The 16,859-nt window shown below is 41.9% G+C and carries 18 protein-coding genes; 13 read left to right on the top strand and 5 right to left on the bottom strand.

Annotated elements, in window-relative coordinates:
• Nucleotides 1-19: 19 nt before the first annotated feature.
• From lpxL to FTV27_RS08045, 3 genes are all read right to left on the bottom strand, one after another.
• The gene (gene lpxL / locus FTV27_RS08055; RefSeq protein WP_180077919.1) at nucleotides 20-955 is read right to left on the bottom strand and encodes an LpxL/LpxP family Kdo(2)-lipid IV(A) lauroyl/palmitoleoyl acyltransferase; all 936 of its coding nucleotides are present in this window, start codon (nucleotides 953-955) and stop codon (nucleotides 20-22) included.
• Between the two features lie 87 nt (nucleotides 956-1,042).
• Nucleotides 1,043-1,804 (bottom strand): 3-oxoacyl-ACP reductase, encoded by a 762-nt coding sequence (locus FTV27_RS08050; RefSeq protein ID WP_180077917.1) that lies wholly within the window; start codon nucleotides 1,802-1,804, stop codon nucleotides 1,043-1,045.
• Between the two features lie 186 nt (nucleotides 1,805-1,990).
• Nucleotides 1,991-3,895 (bottom strand): ATP-binding cassette domain-containing protein, encoded by a 1,905-nt coding sequence (locus tag FTV27_RS08045; RefSeq protein WP_180077914.1) that lies wholly within the window; start codon nucleotides 3,893-3,895, stop codon nucleotides 1,991-1,993.
• A 34-nt stretch (nucleotides 3,896-3,929) separates the two neighbouring features.
• Between FTV27_RS08045 and FTV27_RS08040 the strand changes: the two genes are divergently transcribed.
• From FTV27_RS08040 to FTV27_RS08010, 7 genes are all read left to right on the top strand, one after another.
• Complete coding sequence (locus tag FTV27_RS08040; protein ID WP_180077913.1) at nucleotides 3,930-4,175, top strand: SlyX family protein; 246 nt, start codon at nucleotides 3,930-3,932, stop codon at nucleotides 4,173-4,175.
• A gap of 132 nt (nucleotides 4,176-4,307) precedes the next feature.
• Entirely contained in the window at nucleotides 4,308-5,309 is a 1,002-nt protein-coding gene (locus tag FTV27_RS08035) for a hypothetical protein (RefSeq protein WP_180077911.1), read from the top strand.
• A 70-nt stretch (nucleotides 5,310-5,379) separates the two neighbouring features.
• Entirely contained in the window at nucleotides 5,380-5,829 is a 450-nt protein-coding gene (locus FTV27_RS08030) for an ammonium transporter (protein ID WP_180005286.1), read from the top strand.
• 38 nt (nucleotides 5,830-5,867) lie between these two features.
• Nucleotides 5,868-8,510 carry a type I DNA topoisomerase gene (topA, locus tag FTV27_RS08025; RefSeq protein WP_180077909.1) on the top strand — a complete coding sequence of 881 codons (2,643 nt, stop codon included), beginning with the start codon at nucleotides 5,868-5,870 and terminating at the stop codon, nucleotides 8,508-8,510.
• Between the two features lie 90 nt (nucleotides 8,511-8,600).
• On the top strand, nucleotides 8,601-9,404 hold the full coding sequence (locus FTV27_RS08020; RefSeq protein ID WP_180077907.1) for an NYN domain-containing protein: 804 nt from the start codon (nucleotides 8,601-8,603) through the stop codon (nucleotides 9,402-9,404).
• A 1-nt stretch (nucleotide 9,405) separates the two neighbouring features.
• Complete coding sequence (locus FTV27_RS08015; RefSeq protein WP_180077905.1) at nucleotides 9,406-10,164, top strand: hypothetical protein; 759 nt, start codon at nucleotides 9,406-9,408, stop codon at nucleotides 10,162-10,164.
• Nucleotides 10,165-10,290: 126 nt separating this feature from the next.
• Nucleotides 10,291-10,863 carry an HdeD family acid-resistance protein gene (locus FTV27_RS08010; RefSeq protein ID WP_078189701.1) on the top strand — a complete coding sequence of 191 codons (573 nt, stop codon included), beginning with the start codon at nucleotides 10,291-10,293 and terminating at the stop codon, nucleotides 10,861-10,863.
• A 77-nt stretch (nucleotides 10,864-10,940) separates the two neighbouring features.
• On the opposite strand, the gene FTV27_RS08005 is transcribed toward FTV27_RS08010, so the two are convergent.
• Nucleotides 10,941-11,390, bottom strand: coding sequence for a carboxymuconolactone decarboxylase family protein (locus FTV27_RS08005; RefSeq protein ID WP_180077903.1), 450 nt, complete (start codon nucleotides 11,388-11,390; stop codon nucleotides 10,941-10,943).
• Nucleotides 11,391-11,473: 83 nt separating this feature from the next.
• On the opposite strand from FTV27_RS08005, the gene FTV27_RS08000 reads away from it, so the two are divergent.
• On the top strand, nucleotides 11,474-12,604 hold the full coding sequence (locus FTV27_RS08000; protein ID WP_180077901.1) for a glycerate kinase: 1,131 nt from the start codon (nucleotides 11,474-11,476) through the stop codon (nucleotides 12,602-12,604).
• Nucleotides 12,605-12,669: 65 nt separating this feature from the next.
• Here the strand turns inward: FTV27_RS08000 and FTV27_RS07995 are convergent, their stop codons facing one another.
• Complete coding sequence (locus FTV27_RS07995; protein WP_180077899.1) at nucleotides 12,670-13,053, bottom strand: hypothetical protein; 384 nt, start codon at nucleotides 13,051-13,053, stop codon at nucleotides 12,670-12,672.
• A 97-nt stretch (nucleotides 13,054-13,150) separates the two neighbouring features.
• Between FTV27_RS07995 and FTV27_RS07990 the strand changes: the two genes are divergently transcribed.
• The 5 genes from FTV27_RS07990 (at nucleotide 13,151) to FTV27_RS07970 (ending at nucleotide 16,845) form a co-directional block, all read left to right on the top strand.
• Nucleotides 13,151-15,139 carry an ATP-dependent helicase gene (locus FTV27_RS07990; RefSeq protein ID WP_168377891.1) on the top strand — a complete coding sequence of 663 codons (1,989 nt, stop codon included), beginning with the start codon at nucleotides 13,151-13,153 and terminating at the stop codon, nucleotides 15,137-15,139.
• Between the two features lie 86 nt (nucleotides 15,140-15,225).
• On the top strand, nucleotides 15,226-15,477 hold the full coding sequence (locus FTV27_RS07985) for an RNA-binding protein (RefSeq protein WP_078189697.1): 252 nt from the start codon (nucleotides 15,226-15,228) through the stop codon (nucleotides 15,475-15,477).
• A 42-nt stretch (nucleotides 15,478-15,519) separates the two neighbouring features.
• Nucleotides 15,520-15,882: an ASCH domain-containing protein gene (locus tag FTV27_RS07980; RefSeq protein ID WP_180077897.1), complete on the top strand. Its 363-nt coding sequence runs from the start codon at nucleotides 15,520-15,522 to the stop codon at nucleotides 15,880-15,882.
• A 75-nt stretch (nucleotides 15,883-15,957) separates the two neighbouring features.
• Nucleotides 15,958-16,461 carry a DUF6586 family protein gene (locus FTV27_RS07975; protein WP_111884067.1) on the top strand — a complete coding sequence of 168 codons (504 nt, stop codon included), beginning with the start codon at nucleotides 15,958-15,960 and terminating at the stop codon, nucleotides 16,459-16,461.
• A 105-nt stretch (nucleotides 16,462-16,566) separates the two neighbouring features.
• Nucleotides 16,567-16,845, top strand: a complete 279-nt coding sequence (locus FTV27_RS07970; RefSeq protein ID WP_078192732.1) for a hypothetical protein — start codon at nucleotides 16,567-16,569, stop codon at nucleotides 16,843-16,845.
• Nucleotides 16,846-16,859 lie beyond the last annotated feature (14 nt).

Raw genomic sequence — 16,859 nt, 5'->3', positions numbered from 1 at the left:
TTTATGTGCTGAGTTGAACTCAATAGATTTTGTCATAGCCTTGTGGGCGGGTTTTAAAGCGGCGATGGAACCACATGTATTGTGTCGGTGCGATTCGTAGCTGATTTTCAATAATTTTATTGGTTCGAACAGCATCCGAAACTTCATCTTCACTCGGAAAATTATCCAAAGCAGGTTCAATCAGCACATGATATTGAGGGTTGCTGATGTCGCCATCGCGATAAAAATACAACGGGATCGCCTCGGCTTTAGCAATTTTTAATAAGCGACGATGTGCAGTAACAGTGGCTGCTGGAGTACCAAAAAATGGTGCCATGACCCCTTGTTTTAAACCAAAGTCTTGATCGGGACTGTACCAAATGGCATGGCCATTTTTCAGATTGCGAATCAAGCCACGCATATCGTCATGGTCGATTTGGTTGGCATAGATGGTGGCACGGCAACGCACAATCAACATATCCAACAGCGGATTATTTTGCGGACGATAAACCACATCCGGCTCAAAGAACTGTGCGCATAAGTAGCCACCAGCATCGAGCAGGGTAGAATGTGTGCCGAGGAGTAAAATACCTTTGCCTTCAGCTTGTGCATTTTGAATATGTTCTAAGCCTTCAATTTGCACCCGATTTTTGAACCACTGCGGACTGTACCATGCATTTAAAGTTTCAAAAATGCCAATCATTTGGTCGATAAAAACCTGTCGTGCATTGGCCTCAACCTGTTCTGCTGTCCATTCAGGAAAGCAAACTTCCAAGTTGCGAATCGTGGTTTTACGACGTGATTTGAGATTTTTAAATGCGACAGAACCGAGGAATTGCCCAAGTCGATACTGAATTGCCCACGGAAGAATCGCCAAAATCATAAGAAATACAATCCCTATCCAAATTCCCCAATACTGAGGAAGTAAGAAAGACCATTGGAATTTTCCGGGTTGATATGTTGGCTTTTGACTCATAGGGCTAAATCAAAGATTAAAAAATAGGGTTCAGTTTAGCATGAAGCTGAATTGAAAGAGAAAGTTCAACCTCATGCTGCATCAGACTTAACCTTTGACTAAACCGCCATCGACAATCAAATTCTGCCCGGTGACCGCACGTGAGTAAGGGGACAAGAACATCATGATGGCCGCAGCAAATTCTTCAGGCGTGGTCACTGTGCGTAAAGGTGTCGATGCCGCAATTAAATCAAACACGGCATCGGGTGTGGCTTTACTGGCATCGGTGCTTTGTAATAAGCCACCTGAAAGCATATTGATGTTAATCCCAAACTCACCTAGCTCATGCGCCGCTGTGCGGGTGAAGGCCAACAGAGCTGCCTTTGCTGCAGTGTAGTCGTGGTAAGGCACGACAGGGTTTTGTACCAGGTTGGTACCAATATTGACAATGCGACCAAAACCCTGTGCTTTCATCTTGGGAAGCGCCGCTTGCGTGGTGTTGAGTGCAGCGACGACTGCGCCATCAAACTGTTGCTGTAAGTGCTGTGCAGTCAGTTCTTCCATTTTAGGACGGGCATCGCCATTAAATTGAAAATGGATGAGGGCATTATTTACGACAGAGGTGATCGCGGTACCAAAATGTGCTTCTGCTGCGGCAAAAAGCTGTTCTACTTGAGCTTTATCTGTGACATCTGCTTGATAGGCAAACACTTGCTGAGGAAATGCGGTCGCCAACTGTTCTGCCGCAGTTTGACTGGATAGATAGTTCACGACCACGCGTGCGCCTTCAGCTATTAAAGTTTGGCTAATTGCCAAACCGAGGCCACGTGCGCCTCCTGTAACCAAGACAATTTGATCTGAAATTTGCATACTCGTGACTCAATCTTATATTGAACGTCACCATAGCAAGCTTTTCACATTTGCGGAATCGTCTTTACAGACGCTGTATGCTCCAATTTGAAACAGCGTCATTTAGGTTAGCCATCCAGTCGAGTCATATGACATAAAAAAAGCCGTATCGAAATACGGCTTTTTCTGTGTGGAATATTTGTAGATTTAGCCTTTAGCGAGCGTTTCTAGCTCATCTAAACGTTCCATTTTTTCTAGCATTTCGTCATCAATTTCAGCAAGACGCTGTGATGCTTTGGTCGCAGCATCAGCATCAGTCATGAACCAAGAACCGTCAGCTAATTTTTCAGACAATTCAGCTTGCTCTTGTTCCAATGCTTCAATTTCAGTCGGCAGTTGTTCTAGGGCACGTTGGTCTTTATAGCTAAGCTTCACTTTTTTAGGCACCGCAGCGGCAGCCGCTGCTTCGGCTTTAGCCATGGCTTTTTTCACATCGCTTTTTTGATCCACGACAGTTTGGTCAGGACGCTGTTCCAAATAGTCTTGGTAACCACCGATGTATTCATCGATTTGACCTTTACCATCAAATACCCAAGTCGAAGTCACCACGTTGTCCATAAAGGCACGGTCATGCGAAATCAGTAACAGTGTGCCTTTGTAAGCGCTGAGCATTTCTTCCAACAGTTCAAGCGTCACCATATCCAAGTCGTTGGTCGGTTCGTCCATCACGATAAGGTTCGATGGTTTTAGTAGAAGCTTAGCCAACAGAATACGGTTACGCTCACCTCCAGACAGTGCTTTAACCGGTGTACGTGCGCGTTCTGGAGAGAATAAAAAATCTTGTAAATAACTGTAGATGTGACGACGGCTACCATTGACATCGACATGGTCTGAGCCTTCAGAGACGTTATCTTTCACTGATTTTTCAAGATCAAGTGCATTTCGAAGCTGATCAAAGTAAGCAATTTCAAGCTGTGTACCTGTTTTTACTGTACCAGTATGTTCTTGCTCACCCAAAATAGCTTTGATAAGAGTGGTTTTACCCACACCGTTGTCACCGACTAAGCCGATACGGTCACCACGTAATACCAGTGCCGAGAAGTCTTTGATGATTGGTGAGCTGTTGCCAAATTGCACAGCTAAGTTTTCAATTTCAAAGACCACTTTACCTGAGCGCTGCGCATCTTGCGTTGCCATGCTCACTTTACCTTGTTGTGAACGGCGTGCTTTAGACTCTTCACGCAATGCTTTTAGGGCACGAACACGACCTTCGTTACGGGTACGACGCGCTTTAATACCCTGACGAATCCACACTTCTTCTTCAGCGAGTTTTTTATCGAATAGTGCATTTTGCTTTTCTTCCGCTTCCATTTGCTGAGCTTTGAGTTCGAGGTAACGTGAATAGTTACCTTCATAGCTACGCAAAATACCGCGGTCAAGTTCCACAATACGGGTTGCGATGTTGTCGACAAATGAACGGTCATGCGAAATAAACAACAGGGTTAAGTTGTTTTGATCAAGCAGGAATTTTTCGAGCCATTCAATACTTTCAACGTCCAAATGGTTAGTTGGTTCGTCGAGTAGCAATACATCGGGCTGCGTTAAGAGAGCACGTGCCAACAAAACACGACGCTTACGACCACCAGACAAATCTGCAAGGTCAGCTTCTGGGTCTAGGCCCATTTTGCTGAGGATGGCATTCACTTTGGTTTCAAGTGACCAGCCATCCATTTGATCCATCTGATGTTGTAGGTTACCCATGCGCTCACAGGCGTCCATATCACCAAGTACGCAGGCTTCGCTGGCTTCATGATAAGCACGTAGAACAGTTGCAGCTTCACCTGCACCATCGGCAACAATATCAGCAACTTTGCCCGAATCCATGGGTACATCTTGAGCAAGCATTGAAATCGTAATGCCATTTTGCAATGAAACTTCACCGCCATCTGGCAATAAAGTTCCCTCAATCAGTTTAAGTAAAGTAGACTTACCTTCACCATTACGACCGATTAGACATACTCGCTCGCCACGTTCTAAACTGAAGTTCGCGCCGTCGAGTAGGGAAGGTCCGCCAAACGCAAGCTGGACGTCCCTTAAAGTAATATAGGCCATAATGTTTCCTGAAATCTTATATGAGGAGTGTAAATTGACTACACAACAAAATCTTGATGAACAGGCGTCATTTTCCGCACCCATTGAAGATTTGCAAGTCCGAATTGCATTTTTAGATGATTTAGTTGACCAACTGAATGATCAAGTTGCGCGTCAAAACGCCGAAATCGCTGATTTAAAGAAACAAATGCAGATGTTGTATCGTCGTATTGAATCGGCAGATTTATCTGAAGGCATCGTGGCATTTGACCCGATGACCAACCGCCCACCGCATTATTAATGTCGATTTTGAATGACAGGCAGATGACGAATCAGCGCCAAAGCTGTGGATTGGTGTAAATTTATTTGACCTTTTGCAGCGTGACAGGTCTAATGCACCGCATCTGCTGATCGAAACCCATTATTTCATCTCATGAGTCAAAAAGTTGTCCTGCTAGATTTGGAAAATAACCCGCCCACAGCAAATCTATTGCGCAATATCATTGAGCATTACAGTACTTTGTATGTGTTTAGCTGCAGCGGAAAATTTGAATATGCACTTGAAGATTTGACTGAAATTGCAGGGTGGATTGCGAGTGGTCAATTGGTGGTTTTGGATATTCCAGAAACGCCGCAAAAAGAATTTGAATATGCGGTGATTGTGGGGCAACTGATGGCCTTGATGGATCTAGATGCGCATATTGAAGTCATTTCAGCTATGCCTGATATTGAATTACTGATGGAACAATTGGATGGCTCTGGACTCAGTGCACATCTCATTCAAATTCAGTCAGAACAAGAAGTTTCACATAAAGTGAAGTATAAGATTCCTGACCTAGAAACCATTCGGAATAAACCTGATTTATTACTGATTAAACACTATTGTGATGGTCTGGAAAAACTCAGTGGCAAACCCAACAGTTTAGATAAACTGAAAAACTCATTGATGAATATTTTGCAAGTCTCTAGCGAAAAAGCTCAGCATTTGGTCGGTATGTTGATCAATCTAAAAATCGTCAAACGCTTTGATAAGCAGATTTCGATTCGAAAAAAAGTACTCAAACAATGGGTGCAGCTAGATTTAAATACGACTGCTGAAACAGCATTGCCCATAAAAACAGACCTGAATGCATTTACTGCTTCACTCGAAGAACAAACCTCAAATACTGATGATACGGCGTCGATGATTCAGGCTGCACAGCAAGGCTTATTTAAAAATTTCAATAAAATTGACCCGGTGCAAATGGAAGTGATCCGAAAATTGCATGAATTAAAATCAGATAAACCAAAAGATATCTACGCCTTACGTGATTTATTGGAGCAAATGTTCCCGCAATCTGACGTTCGATTATTACTTAAAGAGTTGATCGAAAAAGGATATATCTACTGGAATGGTCACGAAGTGCTGTATAGCCACGAGATGTTCCTGAATTAATTTTATCGAGTGAACTTGCGTTTTATATTGCGCTTATGCAACTCTAATAAAGGAATATAAAGGTTGTGCTATGGAAAATACTGGAATCTGGGTTACCGTTTTTATTGTGGTCTTTGTACTTGGGTCGATTTTTGGACTTCGAGTAAATCCTAGAGAAAAAGCCTTGGGCATTATGCGCGAGAAGGCGCGTAAGATGGGGCTGCACCCACGTTTAGTGGCTGCACCTGCTTGGACCAAGATTCCAATGGCTTCTGAAAAACGTGCCAGTATGGTGGCGTATTACAGTGTGCTGATTCCAGATGCGCGTTTGCCTTTAATGCGTGCTTTAGTGGTCGATGACAAACTTGAACTGGTGCATGGTGATGACAAGTTCAAGGATTTAGCCATTACATTAAAGGGCATTTATGCTATTGATATGCAGGCAAACTGTGTAGGACTCTATTGGAACGAAGAATCTGACTTAAGAGCCACACAGCTTGAAGATATGAAAGCATTTTTACATTCATTGGCTGAACTTTAAATTTTAAAAAACCTATTAAACAGGAATGATGGTTAACTATGGCGAACGCTCCTCGGTCCACATCTAAAAGTACCACAGCAAAATCTGCCGATGCTGGGAAAAAGCGTGCGTTAGTGATTGTGGAATCGCCTGCAAAAGCGAAAACAATCAATAAATATTTGGGCTCTGATTACATCGTAAAATCATCGGTGGGTCATGTCCGTGATTTACCTACAGGCGGCTCGAGTAAAACAGCAGATAAAAAGCCAGTAACTCGTGCAAAATTAACTGAAGCTGAAAAAGCCAAAAAAGCACAAAAAGCTTTGGTTAATCGTATGGGTGTAGACCCTGAAAATGACTGGAAGGCACAGTACGAAGTCCTACCGGGTAAAGAACATGTTGTTGCGGAACTGAAAAAGCTTGCATCGCAAGTTGACGAGGTCTATCTCGCAACGGATATGGATAGGGAAGGAGAAGCAATTGCTTGGCATTTAAAAGAAGTGATTGGCGGTGACGACTCACGTTATCAACGTGTGGTGTTCAACGAAATTACCAAAAATGCCATCCAAGAAGCGTTTAAACATCCTTCTCGCCTCGATACAGATAAAGTCAATGCTCAGCAAGCCCGTCGTTTCCTCGACCGTATTGTGGGCTTTATGATCTCGCCACTCTTATGGGAAAAAATCGCCCGTGGTCTATCGGCAGGTCGTGTGCAATCAGTGGCTGTTAAACTTGTGGTTGAGCGTGAACGTGAAATTCGTGCCTTCATTCCAGAAGAATTTTGGCAAGTTTTTGCAGATACCAAGTCGAAGAAAGACGATATCCGCTTAGAAGCGGTGAAGCAAAATGGCAAGACTTTAAAACTGCACAATAAAGCTGAAACGGATGCTTTACTGAACCTGATTAAAGATGCCGACTACACAGTTTCAGCACGTGAAGACAAACCAACCAAGGTTAATCCAAGCGCGCCTTACATCACGTCTACATTGCAACAAGCAGCAAGTACACGTTTAGGTTTTTCTGTGAAGAAAACCATGATGTTGGCACAGCGGTTATATGAAGCCGGCTTTATTACTTATATGCGTACAGACTCAACATTCTTGAGTGATGACGCAGTCAATATGGTACGTGGTCATATTGAGTCTGAATTTGGTCAAAAATATCTGCCGGCGAAGCCAAATCGCTACGGCAATAAAGCTGGTGCGCAAGAAGCCCATGAAGCGATTCGTCCATCAAATGTAGCGCTAAAAGGCGATAGTTTGGTGGGTGTAGAGCGTGATGCGCAGCGTCTTTATGACCTGATCTGGCGTCAGTTCGTTGCATGTCAAATGACCCCAGCAGAATATTTATCATCAACGATTTTAGTCAATGCCAATGGTGTTGAACTCAAAGCCAAAGGCCGTACATTGGTCTTTGATGGTTTCACTAAAGTGCGTGGCCAAAACAAATCGGATGATGATGTACTGCTACCTGCCGTAAAAGTTGGGGAAGTACTGAAGCTAGAAAAATTAGATCCATCTCAACACTTTACTAAACCACCTGCGCGCTTCACTGAAGCATCTTTGGTCAAAGAGCTTGAGAAAAAAGGGATTGGTCGTCCATCGACGTATGCGGCAATTATCTCAACCATTCAAGACCGTGGTTATGTGAAGCTCGATAACCGTCGTTTGTTCGCCGAGAAAATGGGTGAAATCGTGACAGACCGTCTCGATGAAAACTTTAATAACTTGATGAACTATGCATTCACGGCAGATCTTGAAGGTCAGTTGGATAAAGTCGCGGATGGTGATCGTAATTGGAAAGAGTTACTCAATAGCTTCTACGGTGATTTTAAAACACGCTTAACCACAGCTCAGGGTGAAAATGGCATGCGCCGTAATTTACCTGTAGAAGTGGATGCTGTGCACTGTAAAGAATGTGATCGTCCGATGCAGATTCGTACAGGGACTACAGGCGTGTTCTTGGGTTGTTCAGGTTATAACTTACCGCCAAAAGAGCGTTGTAAGGGGACTTTGAACCTGACACCTGTAGAATCATTGGCTGCACTGTCTGACGATGACTCGGCAGAAACAGCAGATTTAATGTCGAAAAAACGCTGTCCAATCTGTGAAACAGCCATGGATAGCTATGTGATTGATGGTGGGCGTAAGTTGCATATCTGTGGTAATAACCCAGACTGCGCTGGTTTTGAGCTTGAAGAAGGTGAGTTCAAAATCAAAGGTTATGATGGTCCAACCATTCCGTGCGACAAATGTGATGGCGAAATGCAATTGAAGACAGGCCGTTTCGGTCCTTACTTTGCATGTAATAGCTGTGACAATACACGTAAAGTGTTGAAGAGCGGTCAGCCTGCACCTCCACGTGTAGATCCAATTAAAATGGAGCACTTACGTTCAACAAAACATGATGACTTCTTTGTCCTTCGTGATGGCGCAGCAGGTTTATTCTTAGCTGCAAGTAAGTTCCCGAAAGTACGTGAAACTCGTGCACCGAAAGTGGCTGAACTACGTTCTGTCGCAGATCAGTTGGATGCAAAATATCAGTTCATCTTGCAAGCGCCGGATGTCGATCCTGAAGGAAACCCAACATTGGTGAAATTCAGCCGTAAGAACCAAGCGCAATATATTGGTTCTGAAAATGCTGAAGGAAAACAAACCAAATGGTCTTTGGTGTACCAAGACGGTAAGTGGGTTGAGGCTTAAGCTTTAAAATCAATAAAATGCTGACTTCGGTCGGCATTTTTTATGTCAGAATTAATCAAAATTTAAATGATAAAAATGATTGGGGGAATAGTGGAAATTCAAACGAAAAAGTTTGCTGTACTCATAGATGCGGATAACTCATCGACCAATGCTATTCCATCTGTGTTGGAAGAGGTTGCAAAATATGGAATCGCAAGTGTTAAACGAGTTTATGGAGATTGGAGCAGCGAAACCTTAAAAAATTGGCGTGAAGTCTTACTTCCTCATGCAATCACACCTGTTCAGCAGTTTGCTTACACAAAGGGCAAAGATGCAACGGATATGATTTTGATCATTGATGCGATGGATTTGCTGTACGCAGGTGCATTGGATGGCTTTTGTATTGTTTCAAGCGACAGTGATTTTACCCCTTTAGCATCTAGAATTCGTGAAAATGGGCTAAGTGTTTACGGTTTTGGAAAAAAGTCGACGCCAGAGGCATTTAAAAAAGCATGTGATAAATTTATTTATGTTGAAAACTTACTGCAAGATAATGAGCTAAAAAATACTGAAGAAGATCTTATTAATTCACCAATTAAAGAAGTCATTGAAAATACAAAAGTAAGTGAACCAAAGCCATCTGTGCAGATTAAAGAGAATACAATCACTGAAATCATTGATAAACCCACTTTAAATTTGATTTATAAAGCTGTGAAAGATAATGCGGATGAAAATGGATGGGCCAATTTAAGTATGGTTGGGCAATATATCAGCGCAGTCAAACCTGACTTTGATTCTAGAAACTACGGTCGAGCAAAATTATCTGGACTAATTAAAACGCTAAATTTATTTGAAACAAAAATAGAAATGAGTCAAATGTATTTAAGAAAGATAAAAAAGCAGAGTACGATTTAAAATGTGGAAAAAAATTCGGGTACTGTGTTTACTGCTGATTCTACTAGTGGTCGCAGTCAATGCCTATAAAGACAAAAACCAAGACTGGAGTAAACCGATCTTTGTATTGTTACATCCAATTAATGCCGATGGTCGAGAGAGCACTCAAGCTTATATACAGCAGCTCTCTGTCAATGATTTAAATGATGTTCAACAATATTTACAAGCGACAGCACAGAAATACCGAGGGCAACCGACTTATGTGTATTTTAAGTTAGGTCGTGAGCTGAAAGTTTTACCTCCCAAAGTACCCAATGACGCCGGTATGTTGGACGTTATCTTATGGAGTTTGAAATTCCGCTACTATGCTTGGCAGCAGCATGAAAATGTAGATGGTGTTTCGAGTGTCACGCTATTTTTAAATTATTACGATCCGACCCAAACCAAAGAACTTAAACATTCCACAGCTTTGGAAAATGGTCGAATTGGATCGGTGAATTTATTTGCATCGAGTAAACAGACAGCGCAGAATAAAATCGTTTTAGCCCATGAGTTATTACACGCTTTTGGTGCAACTGATAAATATGATTTGGCCACAGGTCAGCCAATCTTCCCTGTCGGTTATGCAGATCCCCAGCGGCAGCCTTTGTTTCCACAAAGCAAAGCTGAATTAATGGCGGGGCATATTCCTACCTCACAGACGCAAAGTAAAATGCCTGAAGATTTAGCTGATACTGTGGTGAATGACGTCACAGCGATTGAAGTAGGATGGAAAAAATAATGTGGATAAAACGTATCTTATCCACAGTTTCAATTGGTAGTGTGGATAAGATTTGGACTTTTCTTTCATTTTTCTTCATCATGAAGTTGCATAATCCATTGAATAACGAATAACTTGAGAAAAAACATGAGAACAGTAGGCAACGATTTAATTCGCAGTCAGCTCCATGAAAACCGTAAGTGGTATCTCGGTTTAGGTGCTTTATTGGTGGTCTTCGGATTGGTCCTTTTGGCAGCTTTGCCATTTGCGACACTTACGGTAATTTATATTTTTGGTGTGCTGATGATGTTAGGTGGCGTAATTCACTTCATCGCAGCATTTAAAATTTTTGAAGGCGGTTACCGCTGGTTCTGGGCACTATTTGGTGTGCTGTATTTGGTTGCAGGCTATTATGCATTTACAACGCCTGTCAAAACAGCCATTGTCCTGACCAATTTATTGGCGATTATCTTGATCATTGCAGGGGTCATTCGTATCTTTAATGCTGTGCTATTTAGAGCATTTCAAGGTTGGGGATGGACGCTATTTTCAGGTCTATTGACCTTGATTACGGGTGTGATCATTTTGATGTCGCCTGATGCGCCATTTTGGGTATTAGGATTATTCTTGGCGGTTGATATTTTATTCCAAGGGGTCAACTACCTTACTTTGGCTTCTTATATTCGACGTGAAGTGCCGAAAAGCTCAGCAGAGCAGTAAACTGCTTGCGGATCTGATAAATAAAAAAAGAGTGCTGAGGTACTCTTTTTTTATTCACTTTTAATGTGTACAACCCGTTAAGGTTTCACGCTATAGCGGCTACTAATTGCAATTCGGTTCCATGTGTTGATCACAATAGCCAGCCATTCCACGGCACTGATTTGCTCATCTGTTAAAAAGGGCAAAGCATCTTCATAAACTGCATCGGGAACTTGGCCTTCAGCAATTAACGTGATCGCTTCGATCAAGCTCAAAGCTGCACGTTCTTTTTCATCGTAGTACGCAGTTTCACGCCATGCATTGAGTAGGCTAATACGTTCAATGCTTTCACCAGTTTTCAGTGCATCGTGTGCATGCATACGAATATAGAAGGCACATTCGTTGATTTGGGATGCACGTAATTTGAGTAAATGAGCTAATCCTTCACTTAGGCCAGCTTCATTTATTTTTTGCATTGCCAGTGCATCAAGTTCTGCAACTTTTTTATATAGCTCAGGTGCAGACTGACCTAGGTTGATTCGTGACATTTCGAACCTTTCAGATGTTTTTAGATATACCTGCTATTTTAAAACCGTTATGGTTGAGGATAAATTTTATTTTGAGCATTTAGATGACCACTTTTGTTCTTGCGCCCGATTCATTTAAAGAAAGTATGAGTGCTCAACAAGCCTGTGACGCGATGCAGCGTGCAATTTTAAAGCTCATACCAGATGCAAATGTCATCGCTGTGCCAATGGCAGATGGTGGTGAGGGAACTGTAGATGCGTTACTCAGTGCTTGCGACGGCCAAAAAGTGACGATAGCGCTTACAGGTCCTTTGCCCAATCAACGTGTGACGACGTATTTCGGTTTGATCGACGGTGGAAAAACTGCGGTAATTGAAATGGCAAAAGCCAATGGTATTCATCTTGTCGATATGGCTCAGCGAAATCCTTTACTGACGTCAACTTATGGTACGGGCGAAATGATTCAGGCTGCTCTAGACTTCGGAGTAAGTAAAATTATCATTGGCTTGGGCGGGAGTGTGACCAATGATGGCGGTGCAGGTATGGCACAGGCATTGGGGGCGCAATTTTTAGATGAAAATGGCTTGGAAATAGCAGTTTGTGGTGGTTGTCTTGATCAAATTAACAATATTGATTTGACGCAGCTCGACTCACGTTTAGCGCATACAGAAATTATCATTGCCAGCGACGTCATGAATCCATTATGTGGTGAAAATGGTGCATCCCATATTTTTGGCCCGCAAAAAGGCGCAACGCAGGAGATGGTGCGTCAGTTAGATCAGAACCTCAATCATTATGCCAATGTCGTTGAAGCGACACTGGGTTGTACTTTACGTGATGTCGCAGGTGCAGGTGCTGCAGGTGGATTAGGTTTTGGGTTGATGGCTTTTGCAGGTGCATCGATGCAATCAGGTGTGGAATTGGTCATTGAACAAAGTCAGTTGAAGGAAAAAATAGCTCAGGCAGATTATGTGCTGACAGGTGAAGGGAAAATTGATCATCAAACCAAGTTAGGTAAAACACCATTTGGTGTGGCGCAGGTTGCAAAAAAGTTTAATAAACCCGTGATCGCCTTTGCTGGTCTAGTGGGTGAGGGGATAGCAGAACTCTATGATTTAGGTTTCACACAGATTGTTGGGATTAATCCACCAGATTGTAAGTTGGAAGATGCATTAAAAAATGCGGAACTAAATTTGGAGCATTGCTGTCGAAATGTGATGAGATGTTTGAAATAAAAATCAAGGTAAAACTTATGAATGCATCTAGCGAGTTTTAAGATAATCATAGTTGGAAAATAAGATTAATTTGGTTGAGAATCTTTGCAATATTTTTCCATTGGTTTTTGATTTTTTGGAATTATATTTTCAATGTTTTTTATATTTTCTATTGCATTTTCTTTTGCCCGTTTCGCTTTTAATAATTCAGAATTCTCTGAAGCAATTTCATATTGTGCTTTACTCATTTTATAAGTTGCACATAAATTATCGGATATAAGTTTATGATTGCCAGAAATTAGAGCTACAGCTAGCTCATCATGGAGTTGAAATCCTTTCTGATTATTTTTATTTATCAACTGATCAAATTCAGTTTGAGTCAATTTTTTTGCGTAAGATGGATGATTTGTAAATATTATGAGTAATAAAATTGGCTGAAGGACATGGTTAATTAGCTTAAAATTTTTCATAAACTTATCTTTTTCTAGTTTTAATTTTGATCCTACATTAGCATGTATTTTTTTTCAATCTGCTAAACTATACCTATCCATGAAATGATGAGTACATATGAGTTTAGCCAACCTGATTGATGAATTAAATCCTCAACAAAAACAAGCCGCAACAACAGAAGCACAGCATAGCTTGGTTTTGGCAGGAGCAGGTTGTGGTAAAACCAAAACCATCGTGGCGCGTGCAGCTTATTTAATTGATCAAGGCGTGCCTGCTAATCAAATTCAAATTTTGACTTTTACTCGCCGTGCGGCCAGTGAAATTGTCGCTCGTGTGGAGTTGGCTCTGGGGGAGCAAGCCAAAGGGTTACGTGCATCAACCTTTCATACCTTTTGTATGTACCTCTTGCGCCGCATTCCAAAAGCTTTTGGTCTAGAACAGTTTTCGATTATTGATCGTGATGATCAACTCATGATGTTCCGTCTGATTCGTGGCCGTGATGATAAGAAAAACCCCAATCACTTACCCAAGCCAAAAGAACTCTGTGACCTATATTCTTTTGCGCGGAATACGCGTCAAAAACTTAGCATTGCCATGGAAAAGCAAATGCCTGAGTACTTTGCTTTAAAAGATCAAATCGCGGATATCATGAAAGAATACGAAGCTCGTAAACGTGCGCGTAGTTTTCTCGATTATGACGATATCTTGGCGATTGTGGCGAAAGCCTTGGCGGAATCAGATGGACTGGTCGATTATGTGGCTTCGATTTGTCGCCACATGTTGGTCGATGAAATGCAGGATACCAATCCTCTGCAATGGGCGTTACTTGAGCCATTAAAAGAACGTGTCAGCTTGTTCTGTGTTGGCGATGATGCACAGTCCATTTACGGTTTCCGTGGTGCAGATTTTGAAAATATTCATCATTTCAAAGAGCGTGTACCCGACGCACAGATTTTCAAACTCGAAAAAAATTATCGTTCAACCCAAGAAATTTTAGATCTGTCAAATTGGTTGTTGGATGAAAGTGAAATTAAATATGACAAACGCCTAGATGCCTATCGTGGTGAAGGGATTAAGCCGAAAATGCATATTTTCCCGAATGAGTTTGATGAAGCCAAATGGATTGCCATCGACATCAAAGAGCGTCATTACCTCGAAGGCAGCAAATGGTCGGATCATATGGTGCTTGTGCGTTCAAGCTTTGCTGCTCGTCATATTGAAGCGGCTTGTATTGCCGCAAATGTGCCGTATCGCTTTATCGGCGGCATGAAATTACTTGAAACAGCCCATGTAAAAGACTTACTGAGTGTACTGCGTGTGGTGGCGAATCCATTAGATGATATTGCATGGATGCGTTTTTTAACCTTGTGGAATGGTGTGGGTGATGTCGGTGCGAGTAAGTTATCGCAGCAGATTTTACTCGAGCCAGAAATGCAAGCCATTGCAACCAAGTTGGAAAAGTTTGGCAAAGTACCTGACCAAGCGATTCTGATGATGAAGCAAATGTCGGTGTTGAAAGATCAGGTCAAAGAATGTGTAAGCTTGGCTGTTCAAGCGATTTCTGAGCAGCTAGAAGAAAACTATAAAAAAGATTGGAACCGCCGTGTCGGGGATTTTGATCTGGTGAAACAACTGGCATCAAAGCATACACAGCTCAGTGAATTTCTTGAAGAGTATGTGCTCGATCCTGTGTCCATTTCTGAAATTGAACGGCAATCAGATAGTGATGTCGTGACGTTAATTACCATTCATTCGGCAAAAGGAACGGAGCAAAAAGTCTGTTATGTGGCGAATGTCACGCCAGGGCAATACCCGCATGCACGTGCCCAAGGCAATTTCGATGAAGTGGAAGAAGAGCGCCGCGTGTTATATGTGGCGCTGACACGTGCGCAAAATGAATTGATTTTGACTAAGCAAAACTTGAACCACTGGGCGCGTGAAACTGTCGATGAGCAAGGGCGTAAAGTAGAAAGTTACTTTATGAATGATTTAACTCGAAACCTATGTAGTTTGGAAACACATTATAAAACCCGTCAACAAACCGTAAAAAGTGCGTTAATCGAAAGAAAATCGATTAATTTAGATTTTGGTATCGATCTCGATTAAAATAGATTTTTGACGTGATTTACACGCAAGTTAAAAAGCAAAATAGACAAATGCTTTTTGATGATGCTGTCTATTTGGAAGATTGAATGAAAATTTTAGTACGTAACTTAGAGCGTTCAGTTACTGAAGCAGAATTGGTTGAACTGTTTAAACCATTTGGCGCAGTAGAGTCTGCTGTTGTTGTTATGGATGCAAGCACAGGTAAATCGAAAGGGTTTGGTTTTGTCGAAATGCCAAATGGTCGTGAAGCTGTAAAAGCGATTAAAGGCCTGAATACTTTGAAAGTCAAAGGTGCAGGTATTCGCGTAAAAGCGGCTGAAGATAAGCCTAAAGCATAAATTTAAAAAGGAGCGTTACGCTCCTTTTTTTATCGGTGATCTATGAAAAAATGCTACTCGGCTTTGTCTATTGTTGCGCCATCTGGTTCGAACATTGCGTGCGGGCTTAAAACGCTTGAAGTCCGCTCATGGCGGCCTGAGCATTTGCCTTTAAAAGATTTAGTGATTGTGGAAAATCAACGCTACTTACATGAAAGTGGAGATGAAGATATTGGACGTGCGGTGGCGATGGTCGATGTATATGACGTTCATGCATGGACTGAAAATGAGGTAGAGCTAGCGCAGGCGACATATTGGGCAGCAGGGTACTGGGCTTGGCGTTTGGAAAATATCAGGATGATCCATTGGGATATGTCTGTTCCTGCAAAGCGTGACATTTATTTAATTGAAATCGATCATCCATAATATTTATTGTGAATTTCCTAAAAATCCGTTTAAGCTTATTCATGTAGAAAAACGCCAAAATTTAGGGAATTGTTCATGTCTCGTGTTGCTCGCTTTCATGCTGATCGTACCAATCAAAAGTTATATTTTAGCCGTCTTGCATGTCAGCAAGCCGAGCAGACCGATCATGTTCAACAAGCTCAGGCTTATCGCGAAGCAGCGGTTTTTCATTTGCATGGTGCAGTACTTGCGTTTTTACAAGAGTTGGTGCGTTACTATCGTTTAAATGAGCCTGCGCCCACGTTAAAGTCGATTGAAACGCTGATGGCTGAAAAAGGTCAGGTATCACCTGAAGTGACTGTTATGCAGCAATTGGCCAAGCAAGGTTTTATTGCAGAGCTGAAACGCGCACATCGTATGTGTCAGTATGCACCTGAACCGTCTGCACCAGAGCCAGAAGATGAAACGTCTTCAAATTTAATTATTAAAGTTACCCAAACACCGCAAGCATGGTTGCCAGATACCGCTATTTTGCGTGAATGGCATCGTGATCTAACTCAATTAATTGATGGATTTCGTAACGAGATGGTGGAGTTCTAATTGGACTATTGCTACTTGAAATAAATTTATTTAACCCGATATAAGATTATCTAAGTAATACAAAGTGCAGATGCCTTTATCACCATGTTGCGCATGGAGGGATATATGTCTATAGAACAGTTGAAAGAACTCTTTGGGAACCAGGAAGCAATTTTAGAGCTGGTTCAATTGGAAGGTGGTGAGTTGGCATTGCGTAATGCAGGCTCAGAAAAAGAGCCTTTGGTGACTATCCAATTTAATGAAGAATTACGCAATATTTTGGGCGATCAAATGAGTGTGATCGCTCAGCAAATGATTCAGGCTGCATTGTTTGGTTTGTTAGAAAAACAAGTGGATGAATGGCATGCCGAAGTGGTCGATGAAAAGCCTAAATATATGAGCTAATCATATAGGCACTG

The organism is Acinetobacter sp. YH12251, assembly GCF_013417465.1.
Taxonomy (GTDB): domain Bacteria; phylum Pseudomonadota; class Gammaproteobacteria; order Pseudomonadales; family Moraxellaceae; genus Acinetobacter; species Acinetobacter amyesii.
Note: the sequence above shows the minus strand (reverse complement) of the source record. Positions and strands in the feature narration are given on the sequence as shown.